The 12,014-nt window shown below is 72.8% G+C and carries 11 protein-coding genes; 7 read left to right on the top strand and 4 right to left on the bottom strand.

Going from position 1 to position 12,014, the window contains the following annotated elements; genetic code table 11:
• Positions 1 to 52: 52 nt before the first annotated feature.
• On the top strand, positions 53 to 1,099 hold the full coding sequence (locus NDAS_RS10095) for a Gfo/Idh/MocA family protein (RefSeq protein ID WP_013153074.1): 1,047 nt from the start codon (positions 53 to 55) through the stop codon (positions 1,097 to 1,099).
• A gap of 118 nt (positions 1,100 to 1,217) precedes the next feature.
• Complete coding sequence (locus NDAS_RS10090) at positions 1,218 to 2,051, top strand: phosphotransferase (RefSeq protein WP_013153073.1); 834 nt, start codon at positions 1,218 to 1,220, stop codon at positions 2,049 to 2,051.
• 207 nt (positions 2,052 to 2,258) lie between these two features.
• On the opposite strand, the gene NDAS_RS10085 is transcribed toward NDAS_RS10090, so the two are convergent.
• A complete protein-coding gene (locus tag NDAS_RS10085; RefSeq protein WP_013153072.1) occupies positions 2,259 to 2,822 on the bottom strand; it encodes a helix-turn-helix domain-containing protein in 564 nt (187 codons plus the stop codon).
• Between the two features lie 32 nt (positions 2,823 to 2,854).
• On the opposite strand from NDAS_RS10085, the gene NDAS_RS10080 reads away from it, so the two are divergent.
• Both NDAS_RS10080 and NDAS_RS10075 read left to right on the top strand, forming a co-directional pair.
• The gene (locus NDAS_RS10080) at positions 2,855 to 3,382 is read left to right on the top strand and encodes a GNAT family N-acetyltransferase (protein WP_013153071.1); all 528 of its coding nucleotides are present in this window, start codon (positions 2,855 to 2,857) and stop codon (positions 3,380 to 3,382) included.
• A gap of 366 nt (positions 3,383 to 3,748) precedes the next feature.
• Entirely contained in the window at positions 3,749 to 4,708 is a 960-nt protein-coding gene (locus tag NDAS_RS10075) for an EamA family transporter (RefSeq protein ID WP_041552644.1), read from the top strand.
• A 130-nt stretch (positions 4,709 to 4,838) separates the two neighbouring features.
• On the opposite strand, the gene NDAS_RS10070 is transcribed toward NDAS_RS10075, so the two are convergent.
• From NDAS_RS10070 to NDAS_RS10060, 3 genes are read right to left on the bottom strand one after another with little or no spacing between them, the layout of a single operon-like run.
• Positions 4,839 to 6,158 carry an ABC transporter substrate-binding protein gene (locus NDAS_RS10070; RefSeq protein WP_013153069.1) on the bottom strand — a complete coding sequence of 440 codons (1,320 nt, stop codon included), beginning with the start codon at positions 6,156 to 6,158 and terminating at the stop codon, positions 4,839 to 4,841.
• An 18-nt stretch (positions 6,159 to 6,176) separates the two neighbouring features.
• Positions 6,177 to 7,052 (bottom strand): carbohydrate ABC transporter permease, encoded by an 876-nt coding sequence (locus NDAS_RS10065; RefSeq protein ID WP_013153068.1) that lies wholly within the window; start codon positions 7,050 to 7,052, stop codon positions 6,177 to 6,179.
• Positions 7,042 to 8,013: a carbohydrate ABC transporter permease gene (locus NDAS_RS10060; RefSeq protein WP_013153067.1), complete on the bottom strand. Its 972-nt coding sequence runs from the start codon at positions 8,011 to 8,013 to the stop codon at positions 7,042 to 7,044. Before NDAS_RS10060 ends, NDAS_RS10065 begins: the two co-directional genes overlap by 11 nt.
• A gap of 433 nt (positions 8,014 to 8,446) precedes the next feature.
• On the opposite strand from NDAS_RS10060, the gene NDAS_RS10055 reads away from it, so the two are divergent.
• The 3 genes from NDAS_RS10055 to NDAS_RS10045 are packed head-to-tail and all read left to right on the top strand — an operon-like array spanning position 8,447 to position 11,810.
• Positions 8,447 to 9,754 (top strand): Gfo/Idh/MocA family oxidoreductase, encoded by a 1,308-nt coding sequence (locus tag NDAS_RS10055; protein ID WP_013153066.1) that lies wholly within the window; start codon positions 8,447 to 8,449, stop codon positions 9,752 to 9,754.
• Positions 9,754 to 10,926, top strand: coding sequence for a Gfo/Idh/MocA family protein (locus NDAS_RS10050; RefSeq protein WP_013153065.1), 1,173 nt, complete (start codon positions 9,754 to 9,756; stop codon positions 10,924 to 10,926). Before NDAS_RS10055 ends, NDAS_RS10050 begins: the two co-directional genes overlap by 1 nt.
• Positions 10,923 to 11,810 (top strand): DUF6807 domain-containing protein, encoded by an 888-nt coding sequence (locus NDAS_RS10045; protein ID WP_013153064.1) that lies wholly within the window; start codon positions 10,923 to 10,925, stop codon positions 11,808 to 11,810. Before NDAS_RS10050 ends, NDAS_RS10045 begins: the two co-directional genes overlap by 4 nt.
• Positions 11,811 to 12,014 lie beyond the last annotated feature (204 nt).

Here is a 12,014-nt window from a genome sequence, read left to right as displayed (position 1 = left end):
CGTGCGGCGTAATCCCTTTGCCCCGCGACCGCCCGGGGACGATGATGCCCCTATGCGCGTGGGAGTGGTGGGACTGGGGATGGGCCTGCACCTGGCGGTGTGGGCCGCCAGACTGGGCATGGACGTGGTGGCGGCCTGCGACCGCGACCCCTCCCTGCACGCCGCGGCCCGCGAGCGGCTGCCAGGCGCGACCCTCACCGACCGCTGGCGGGACCTGCTCGACCAGGACTTGGACGGGGTCATTCTGGCCAACGACTTCGACGCCCACGCGCCCCTGGCCCTGGCCTTCCTCGACCGCGGCGTCCACGTGCTCTCCGAGACCGCCGCGTGCGCCGACGAGGCCGAGGCGAGGGCGCTGGTCGCGGCGGCCGACCGCTCGTCGGCGACCTACTCCCTGGCCGAGAACTACACCCTCCACCCGCACGTGCTGCTCGTCCGCGAGGCCGTCCGGGCGGGCGAACTGGGCCGGATCAGCCTCATCGAGGCCGACTACCTGCACGGCATGTCCCCCGAGGGCGTCGCCGGGCTGACCGGCGACCCCGCCCACTGGCGCGGGCGCATCGCCCCCACCGCCTACTGCACCCACTCCCTGTCACCGATCCTGGCGATCACCGGTGCGCACCCGGTGGAGGTCAGCGCGTTCACCGTGGACGAGGCCGCGCCGCGCCAGGCCAGCACCATGGTGGTGCGCCTGTCCACGGGCGCCCTGGCCGTCACCCGCAACGGCTTCCTCCAGGGCGAACCCGACAGCCACTGGAGCTGGGTGTCGGTGCGCGGCACCCGCGGGCTGGCCGAGTCGGTGCGGGCGCGGGGAGAGCGCGCCTGGTCGGTGCGCGTGCGCCACGAGGGGTGGACCCGCCCCGACGGCGACGCCCACGAGGAGGAACGCGTCCCGCCCGCGCTGTCGCTGGACGGCGAGCCCGTGGAACGCGGGGCCGAGGGCACGGTGCGCCTGCTGCGGGGCTTTCGCGACACCGTCGAGCACGGCGCCGAGCCGCTGGTGCCGGTGCGCGCGGCCGTGGCGGCCTCCCTGGTCGGGGTGGCCGGGGCCGAGTCGCTGGCCCGGGGGTCGTGTCCGGTCCCGGTTCCGCCGCTGTGATCGGACTCTTTCCCGCTCCGGGGCGACCTGTGACGCGGCGCGGCCTCCCCTCGGACGGTTCCTGGCACTAGTTTCGGAGTGGACCCGCCGCCGCAGGTCCTCGACGCCGAGGAGAGCGATGACCCATCCGACCGACACCGACAGCGGCACCGACAACAGGGGGAAGCGGCTGGCCGGCGGCATGATGACCACGGTGTTCCGGTACGGCGGCCACGTCGTGCGCACCGCGACACCCGCCGCGCCCGCCATCCACGCCCACCTTCGCGCCCTGGGCGAGAGCGGATTCAGGGGCGCTCCGGTGCCGCTGCGGCTGCGCGACGACGGCCGGGAGGAGCTGACCTTCGTGGAGGGGGACGTCGCCCTCCCGCCGTTCCCCGACTGGGCGTTCACCGAACACACCCTGCGCTCGTGCGCCGAACTGCTGCGCCTTTACCACGACGCCGCCGCACGCGTGCCCGTGGACGCCTCGGCCGCCTGGAACACCGGCTCCACCGGGATGGCCGATCCCGAGGGCGGTCCCATCCTGTGCCACAACGACCCCTGCCTGGAGAACATCGTCTTCCGCCGCGGCCGGGCCACGGCCCTGATCGACTTCGACCTGGCCGCGCCGGGCCGCCCCGTCTGGGACGTGGCGGCACTGGCCTACTACCTGGTGCCCGCGCTCGACCCGGTCTCGGCCGCCGGGACCCCGCACGAGGGGAGCGACGTCGCGCACCGGCTGCGCCTCCTCGCCGACGCCTACGGGCTCTCCCCCGAGGACCGCCGCGCCCTGCCGGGGACGGTCGAGGAGTACACGGCCGTCGCCCGCGTCTTCGTGGCCGAGCGGGTCGAGAACGGTGACGGCCTGTTCGCCCGCGACCTGGAGCGGACGGGCGGGTGGGAGCGCTGGGACCGCCGCCAGGCCTGGCTGGCCGACCAGCGCGCGGTGTTCGTCGGAGCGCTGGTGTCCTGAGCCGGGGGTCTGACGGCTCCCTGGTCCCGCGGGCGGGGCGTACGGCCGAGCCCCGGGGTGCCGGGAGCGCTCGTGCCCGCCCCGGCACCCGGTCCTCCTGCTCCGATCGGGCCTTCGCCTCCTCCGGGACGGCCTCGAACGCGGCGCGGCCTCCCCCGTGCGGTCACCGGCACCGGTCCCGAGGCGCGCCCGGGCCCGTCCGCGGCCTCAGGCTCCGCGCCGGGAGATGACCACCAGGTACCGGCAGTCCGCACCGGTCGGGTTGTGGAACTCGCACGGCTCGGGCGGGCCCAGGTGCAGGCAGTCGCCCCGTTCCAGCACGTGCTCCACACCGCCCTCTCGGAAGGCGAGCGTGCCCTCCAGCACCCAGATCTGGTGGTGGGTGAGGGCGTAGGCCTGCGCGGGGAAGCCCACCCGCGCCCCCGGCGGCAGCTCCACCTCCACCAGTTCGATCGGGCCGCCGGACGCGGGCGAGACCGCGCGCCTCCGGTATCCCGTCCCGGGATCGGTCCACACGGGCTGCTCGCGCGCGCGTACCAGGCGGCGGTCGCCCTGCTCGGCGCGCGCGATCAGCTCCGACAGGGTGATGCCGAGCGCGGCGGCGAGCCGCCCCAGCAGGGAGGCGGTGGGCTGGGCCTCGCCGTTCTCGATCCGGCTGATCATGCCCCGGGAGACACCGGACAGCTCGGCCAGCGCCCCTCCGCTCAGTCCGCGGGCCCGGCGCAGCTCTCGCAGGGTCGAGGCCAGGGCCGTTCCCAGTGTGTCGCTCATGACGTTCACTATAGGGAGCACGACTGAATACCATGGTCGACATGACTTCGATGCCGACCCTCACTGTCCGCGACGCGACCCCCGCGGACGCCCCGGCGTGCGCGGCGATCTACTCCCCCTACGTCACCGACACCGCGATCACCTTCGAGTACGAGCCGCCCACCGCCGAGCAGATGGCCGAACGGATCGCCGCGGCCCAGCGGCGGCACGCCTGGATCGTGCTGGAGGACGCCGACGGGGTCGTCGGCTACGCCTACGGCGGACCCTTCCGCACCCGCGACGCCTACCGGTGGTCGTGCGAGGTCAGCGTCTACCTGGCGATGGGCCGCAGGCGCACCGGCGCGGGCCGCGCCCTGTACCGGGAGCTGCTGCCCCGTCTGGCCGAACGCGGCATGCGCACCGCCGTCGCGTGCATGACCCTGCCCAACGAGGCCAGCCTGGGCCTGCACCGCTCCCTGGGTTTCGAGGACGTGGGCGTCATGCGCCGGGTGGGCCGCAAGTTCGACGCCTGGCACGACGTCGCCTGGGCCCAGATCGGCCTCACCCCCGCACAGGGCTGAGGCCGTCGCGGCAGCGGGCGCGCGCAGGTCGGAGCGGAGCCGCCGTCGCCCGACAACCCGGGAGGGAAGCAGCCGCCTGTTCGTCCCCGGCACGGTCGACAGCCATGGGAGCCCGCGCCGAAGGGGTGCGACCCCCACGCGGTTCGTGTCCGCGGCGGGAGGCGCGACCCCGTGTCCGCTCCCGGCGCCAGCAGACAGCCGAAGGAGCCCGTGCCCAAGCGCCTCCCGTGTCCGCTGCCGGTCGTGAACGCCCCCGCGCACGGCGCTCGCCGCCGGAGGCCACCCCGCCGCACGAAACCTCCGTCGGATCCCGGCCGTATGCTCGTCAACGGTCCCATGTCCCCACCATCCCCCGGGAGCACCGCCGTGTCCGTCCCACCCGCGCGCCACCGGAGCTCGGGGCTGGCCTTCGCGCTCGCCTCGGCACTCGCCTTCGGCGGTTCGGGCGTCTTCGCCCGCCCCCTGCTGGACGCGGGGATGGACTCCCTCCACGTCACCTGGCTGCGCGTGGCCGGTGCGGCGCTGCTGCTGTTGCCCGTGGCCCTGACCCACTGGCGCACCGCCCGCCGCCGCCCGCTGCTGGTGCTGGCCTACGGCGTCTTCCCGATGGCCGGGGTCCAGGCGCTGTACTTCGCCTCCATCGCGCGCATCCCCGTGGGCATCGCCCTGCTCATCGAGTTCCTCGGTCCGGTCCTGGTCCTGCTGTGGCTGCGCGTGGTGCGCCGCACCCGGGTCTCCCCCGCCGCCGTGGTCGGCGTGGTCCTGGCCGTGGCCGGGCTCGGCCTGCTGCTGGAGGTGTGGGCGGGCGTGCGCCTGGACGCGGTCGGCGTCGGGCTGGCGCTGGGCGCCGCCGCGGCGCAGGCCGTCTTCTTCCTGCTCTCGGACAGCATGGGCGAGGACACCCACCCGCTGGCCGTGGTGGCCTTCGGCTCCCTGGTCGCCGCGGCGCTGCTGGGCGTCCTGGCCCGGCCCTGGACGCTGCCCTGGCACATGCTCGCCGACCCGGTCGCGCTCGGCGGGTTCTCCTTCCCCGGCTGGGCGGCCGCCCTGTGGCTGGGCCTGGTGTGCACCGCGCTCGCCTACTTCCTCGGAATCTCGGCGGTCCGGCGACTGTCCCCGCAGGTCGCCGGGGCGGTCGCTTACCTGGAGGTGGTCACCGCGATCGTGCTGGCCTGGGCGCTGCTGGGTGAGGCGCTCACCCCCGTGCAGGCCGTCGGCGCCGCCGTCATCGTCGCGGGCGCCCTCGTCGCCCAGACCGCCGTGCCCCCGGCCCCCGCGCCGCCGGAGTCCGACCCCGAGCAACCGCCTGTCACCGCCTCATCCTGAGGAACGGGCGACCGCGCACGGACGCCACCGGAACGCCCCACCGGGCGGGCCGCACACGCGGGCGGGCCCGGCGGGAGGGTCTCCTCCCGCCGGGCCCGCCCGTGCGGTGGTGCCGGGTACGCGGCTCGGATCAGGCCTCGCCGGTGGCCGCCTCGACCTCCGACATGAACTGCTCCGCGGCCTCGGCCGGGGTCAGCTCGCCGAAGGTCAGGTCCTCGGTGACGCGCTTGGTGATGTCCACGACCTGCCCCGCGCCGATCGGCGGCGGCGGGTTGCCGTCCACGATCGTGCCCTCGATCTCGGACAGGAACACCGCGCTGCGGGCGTCGGCCTCGGGCAGAGAGTCGATGATGTGGGACCGCACGTCCACGTTGGCGGGCAGACCGCGGTCGGCCAGGATCAGCTCGGCCGCCTCCTCGCTGTTGAGCAGGAAGTCCACGAACAGCGCCGCCTCCTCCGGGTGCTCGGTGCCCGCGGAGATGGAGTAGAACATGGCCGGCTTGAAGAACATGCCGGTGCGGTCCTCGGTGCTCTCACCCGGGTAGCGCAGCAGTTCGATGTCGCGGCCGGAGGAGGCCGAGATGCCGCCCAGCTGGTTGGTCCAGAAGTGGGCCATCGCGCCCTGGTTGGTGGAGAGCACCGACTGGTCGGGGCCGCCCGCCTCGATCTCCACGCTCTCGGCCGCGCCGGGCTGGCCGCCGTTCTCCACCAGCTGCTCGGTGACGGAGAACCACTCCTCCAGCGTCTCCTGGGAGAAGCCGAGGGATCCGTCCTCGGCGTAGAGGTTCTCCCCGCGCTGGCGGGCGAAGATCTGGAAGCCCGTCTCGTTGTAGGACATGCTCTGCGTGCCCACGACCTCGCCGTCGGTGGCCTCGCTGATCTGGGCCGAGATCTCGATGTAGTCGTCCCAGGTCCACGTCTCGTCGTCGGGCATCTCCACGCCCGCGTCCTCGAAGGCCTGGGGGTCGGCCAGGATCGCGTAGGCGTTCACGCCGGTGGCCACACCGAAGGTCTGCCCGTCCAGGTCGCCGCTCTCGGCCACCAGGGGGTCGATCCCCGACAGGTCCAACTCGACCTCGTTGAGGTCGAGCAGGGCGCCGCGGTCGCCGTACTCGCGCAGGTAGCGCTCCTCCTGCGTGATGATGTCGGGGGCGTCGTTGGCAGCGGTGCTGGTGGCCAGGCGGTCCCAGTACCCGGCCCAGTCGGTGTACTCGGGGACGATGGTGATGCCCGGGTTCTCGGCCTCGAACAGGTCGATGACCTGCTGGGTGGTGGAGTGGCGGTCGTCCGCGCCCCACCAGGAGAAGCGCAGCTCGACCGTGCCGTCGTCGGGCTCGGAGCCGCCACAGGCGGTGGCCGCCATGACGACGGCGCCCACTCCCGCGGCCACGGAGAGGAAAGGGCTGCGGCGACGGGCCTGGGGGCGCCCGTTGCCAGGGTGTGCGTGCATGTGTTCGGTTCCCTTCGACTACTTGATTCCGGTGGTGGCGATGCCCTTGACGAGGTATCGCTGACCCGCGAGGAAGAAACCGAAGACGGGGCCCAGGGCGACGATCGACATGGCGAACAGCGGACCCCAGGAGGTCTGCGAGGTCGAGTCGACGAAGGTGCGCAGGGCGACGGGGACGGTGTACATCGACGGGTCGGTGAGGAAGATCAGCTGGCTGAAGAAGTCGTTCCAGGTCCAGATGAAGGTGAAGATCGCGCTGGTGGCCAGGGCCGGCAGGGACAGCGGCATGATGATCTGGAAGAAGATGCGCACGTGGCCGCAGCCGTCGATGCGCGCCGCCTCGTCCAGGTCGCGGGGCAGTCCGCGGATGAACTGCACCATGAGGAAGATGAAGAACCCGTCCGTGGCCAGCAGCTTGGGCACGATCAGCGGCAGGAAGGTGTTGATCCAGTCCAGCTCGGCGAAGAGGATGTACTGCGGCACGATCACGACGTGGATCGGCAGCATGATCGTGGCCATCATGACGGCGAAGAACAGCCGCTTGCCGCGGAACTCCAGCCGGGCGAAGGCGTAGGCCGCCATCGAGCAGCCGATGAGGTTGCCCACGATCGCCCCGGCCACCACGATCGCCGAGTTGAGCAGGTAGTGGTGGAAGGGGAACTGGAGGGCGTTCCACCCCTCGGTGTAGTTGCCCGGGGTGAAGGTCTCGGGGATCAGGCCCGGGGCGCGGAAGATCTCCTCGGTGGGCTTGAACGAGCTGGAGAGCATCCACAGCAGCGGGTAGAGCATGACCAGCCCGAAGGCGATGAGCCCGATGTGCGTGATCAGCCGTCGTGTGTGTTCGGCCCGCGTGCGCTTCTGCGAGGTCACGGGGGGCATTGTCTTAGTCGCCATAGAAGACCCAGTACTTGGAGGCGATGAAGTTCACCGCGGTGAACCCGCCGATGATCAGCAGCAGCAGCCAGGCCATCGCCGAGGCGTAGCCCATGTCGAAGGAGCCGAAACCGCGCAGGTAGAGGTAGAGCGTGTAGAAGAGCGTGGAGTCCGAGGGGCCGCCGGTGCCGCCGCTGACCACGAACGCCTGGGTGAAGGTCTGGAAGGCGTTGATGAACTGCAGCACCATGTTGAAGAAGATGATCGGGGTGAGCATCGGCACGGTGATGTTCCAGAAGCGGCGCAGGGGGCCCGCCCCGTCCACCGCGGCGGCCTCGTAGTACATGGCGGGGATCTGGCGCAGACCCGCCAGGAAGATCACCATGGGCGCGCCGAAGGTCCACACGTTGAGCACGATCAGGGTGCCCAGCGCGTAGTCGGGGTGGGAGACCCAGCCCTCGCCCTGGATGCCGAAGAAGGCGAGCACCTGGTTGATCAGGCCCTCCGCGCCGAAGACCTGGCGCCACAGGATGGCGATGGCCACGCTGCCGCCGAGCAGGGAGGGCAGGTAGTACACCGACCGGTACAGGGGCAGCCCCCGCACGCCGCGGTCCAGGATCATGGCCAGGGCCAGGGCCAGGGCGAGCTGGAGCGGCACCGACACGAAGACGTAGACGAACGTGACCCTGAGCGCGCTGTGCAGGCGCTCGTCGTCGAACATCCGCTGGTAGTTCTCCAGGCCGACCCACTCGTAGTCGCCGATGAGGTTGTAGTCGGTGAAGGAGAAGTACAGGGAGGCCAGGAGGGGGCCCGCGGTGATGAGCACCAGGCCGACGAACCACGGGGCCAGGAAGCCGTAGGCGGCGAGGTTCTCGTTCCGCCGCTTGCCAGGGGCCGGGCTCTTGCCGACCCTGCGGCGCGGCTTGGCGCCGGCCGGGGCGTCGGGGGCCTTGGCGGGCCGCCGTTGCAGGAGGGCGCTCACGGGGATCCACCCTCCTGTGGGGCCACCGCCGGAGCGCTGGCGGGCGCGTGCGGTCCTGGATTCATGGAAACTGCCAATCTCGTTCGGAGACGCGTACGCTGTGGGCGAGAACACGTGATGAACTGCCGAAACATGTTCTGGTAAGCGCTATCCACGTACTAAGATGTTCAGTTTCTAGCACCGGGTTACATGGGTGTCAACGGCAGGTTTCCCGAAAACTGTGATCCAAGCCCCATATCGTTACGCTTCCGGCGGCCCCGGAGGCGCGGATTCTGCCGCGCGCTTTCCTCCCCCGCACTCGTTCGCACGAGAAATCCCACCCTCCGAAGTGGATATGTCACTCTTCGTCGCGCGTCACGGGAGTGCGGACGCTCGGACACGTCTTGGTCGACACCCTTGTCGACCGGATGGGAAAGCGTTTACCATACCCTGTGTGAACCACACCACCCCACGCAGGTACGCGATCGTCGGCACCGGATCCCGCGCCCGGATGTACACCCGGGCCCTGACCGGCACCCACCGGGACCGGGGACGTCTGGTCGCCCTCTGCGACACCAACAGCACCCGCATGGCCGTGCACAACCGCATCGTCACCGACGCCGGGCTCGACGCCGTGCCGACCTACTCCCCAGACGACTTCGTCCGCATGCTCAAGGAGGAGAGGGTCGACGAGGTCATCGTCTGCACCGTCGACCGCACCCACGCCGACTACGTCGTGGCGGCCCTGGACGCCGGACTCGACGCCATCACCGAGAAGCCCATGACCGCCGACCTGGAGGGGCTGCGGCGCATCAACGAGGCCCAGGAGCGCACCGGGGGGCGGGTGACCGTCGGCTTCAACTACCGCTACAACCCCGTCCACCGCCAGCTGCGCGACCTCATCGCCTCCGGGGTGATCGGCGAGGTCGGGTCGGTGCACTTCGAGTGGCTGCTGGACCTGCGCCACGGCGCCGACTACTTCCGCCGCTGGCACCGCGACAAGACCCAGTCCGGCGGCCTGCTCGTGCACAAGGCCAGCCACCACTTCGACCTGGTCAACTGGTGGATCGGCGCCCGCCCCACCGACGTGTTCGCGTCGGGGAGGCTGTTCTTCTACGGCGACGACAACGGCCGCCGCCACGGCCTGGCCGCCGACTACGAGCGCGGCCACGGCGAGGACGCCGCCCAGAGCGACCCCTTCGCCCTGCACATGGACGACAGCGCCGACCTCAGGGCCCTGTACCTGGACGCCGAGCACGAGGACGGCTACCGGCGCGACCTCAACGTCTTCGGACCCGGCATCACCATCGAGGACGACATGTCCGTGCTGGTCGGCTACGACACCGGTGCGCGCCTGACCTACCACCTGGTCGCCTACGCGCCCTGGGAGGGGTACCGGATCGCGATCACCGGCAGCCGGGGGCGCCTGGAGCTGGACATGACCGAGTTCGAGTACACCTCGCCCGAGCAGGACGAGACCACGCCCGTGCGCGGCATGCCCGCCCCCAAGGAGCACACCAGCGCACGGCTGTGGCTGCGCCGCCACTGGCAGCCCCCCGAGGAGATCCCCGTGGCGGTGGGCGAGGGCACCCACGGCGGCGGCGACCAGCTCATGCTCGACTCGCTGTTCGGCGGCGAGGACGACGGCATCCGCCCCGACCACTCCGACGGCGGCAACGCCCTGCTCACCGGGCTGGCGGCCAACGCCTCCATCGCCTCGGGGGCGCCGGTCCGCGTCGCCGACCTGCTCGGGGGCAGCTGATGGGCGAACCCGTGCCCGTGCTGCTGGCCGGGGTCCACGGCCACGGCCGCGCCCACCTGCGCTCCCTGCGCGAGCTGGCGGGCAGCGGCCTGGTCCGGCTCGTGGGCGTGTGCGACCAGCGCCCCGTGGCCGAGGACGACGACCTGGAGGGGCACGGCGCGCTGCCCTGCCACGCCGACCTGGGCGAGGCGATCGAGAGCACCGGCGCGCGGATCACCGTCCTGGCCACGCCCATCCACACCCACCTGCCCCTGGCCCGCACCGCGCTGGAACACGGCTCCCACCTGCTGCTGGAGAAGCCCACCACCGCGACCCTGGCCGAGTTCGAGGAGCTCACCGCGGCCGTGGACGCCTCCGGGCTGGCCTGCCAGGTGGGCTTCCAGAGCCTGGGGTCGGCCGCGGTGGAGGCCGTGCGCACCCTGGTGCGCGAGGGCGCGGTGGGGCGCGTGCGCGGCATCGGCGGTGCGGGCACGTGGGTGCGCACCTCGGCCTACTACGACCGCGCACCCTGGGCGGGGCGCCGCCGCCTCCAGGGGCGCGACGTCGTGGACGGGGCGCTGACCAACCCCTTCGCCCACGCCCTGGCCACCGCGCTGGCCGTGGCCGGAGCCGCGACCGAGGCGCCGCGGGACGTGGAGCTGGAGATGTTCCACGCCCACCCCATCGAGGCCGACGACACCTCGTGCGTGCGCGTGCGCACCGCGGACGGGCTGCCCATCACCCTGGCGGTGACCCTGTGCGCGCCCGAGCACCTGCCGCCGCGCCTGGTGGTCCACGGCGACCTGGGGCGCATCGAGTTCGAGTACACGCTGGACCGCGTCACCGTGCACCGGCCGGGCCGGCCCCCGGCCACCACCACGCACCCGCGCACCCACCTGTTGTCCAACCTGGTCGAGCACGTGCGCGGGGGCGAGCCGCTGCTGGTGCCGTCCCAGGCCACCCGGGCGTTCATGCACGTGCTCGAAGCGGTGCGCACCGCGCCCGACCCGGTGGCGCTGCCGGCGGGCATGCAGCACGTGTACCGCACCGAGGAGGGGGTGCGCCGGATCGTCCCCGGCATCGACGCCCTCATCCACCGCAGCGCCGAGCACCTGGCGCTGTTCTCCGAACTCGACCCCGCCTGGTCCCCCGCGGCCCGGACGGGAGCGACCGACGCGAAGGCCACGCCGTGAACACGCTGACCCTGGACGGCTGCGTCCTGGCCGTCCTCAGGGACGGGACCGACATCGAGCCGACCCTGTCGCCGCGCCCCTACCTGCACCCGGTGCGCACCCTCGCCGGGGTGCCGGTCACCGAGGAGCGGCCCGCCGACCACCTGCACCACTTCGGGGTGGGCGTGGCCGTGCCCGACGTGTCGGGGGTGAGCTTCTGGGGCGGACGCACCTTCACCCGCGACCGGGGGTCGGTGCTGCTGGACAACCACGGCCGTCAGCGGCACGTGTCCTGGCTGGAGCTGGCCGCGGACCGCCGTGTGGAGGCGCTGTCGTGGACCGGCCCGGACGGGGCCGAGATGCTGAGCGAGGAGCGCACCGTACGGGCCGCGGGCCTGGACGGGCGCACCTGGGTGCTGGACGTGCGCACGCAGCTGCGCAACACCTCGGGGCGCGACCTGAGCATCGGCAGCCCCGCCACCAACGGCAGGCCCGGCGCCGGGTACGGGGGCCTGTTCTGGCGCGCGCCCGTGGCCGCGGCCCCGCCCGCCGTCGTCGGCGCGGGCGGGCTGGAGGGAGAGAAGGCCCTGCACGGTTCGCGGGCCGAGTGGCTGGCCCTGGTCAGCGGTGAGGGTGCCGGAGGCCGTGGTGCCGGGAACGGCGGCGCGACCGCGAGCGGGGGGTGGACCCTGGTCTTCCTCCAGCCCGGGGAGCACACCGACCCGTGGTTCCTGCGGGCCGAGGACTACCCGGGGGTGGGGCCCGCGCTGGCGTGGGACACGCGGCTGCCCCTGCCCGAGGGCGGGCGCCTGGAGCGGCGGCTGCGCGTGGCGGTGCGCGACGGGCGGGCCGACGGGGCCGGGGAGCTGGCGGCCCTGGCCGAGGCCGCCCGGAACCTGCCCTAGTCCGGAATCCGCCCCGGTGCGGTGACCGCGAAGGGCACCGGACCGCTCCTTTCCCTTGTGCGCCGTTCGGGGGCTGGCCCCCTTCCGCCGCACCCACCCCGGGGCGGCCAGCCCGCCAACCGCCCCGGGTCCGTGCCCGGGAGGTGACGGGGAAAGGGGCTCCGCGGCTGTGGCGGAACTGAGGGCGGAACCGAGGTGGGGCCG

Origin of the sequence: Nocardiopsis dassonvillei subsp. dassonvillei DSM 43111, assembly GCF_000092985.1 — a bacterium.
Classification (GTDB): Bacteria; Actinomycetota; Actinomycetes; order Streptosporangiales; family Streptosporangiaceae; genus Nocardiopsis; species Nocardiopsis dassonvillei.
The sequence above is the reverse complement of the archived record's forward strand: the minus strand, read 5'-3'. Positions and strand labels throughout refer to the sequence as shown.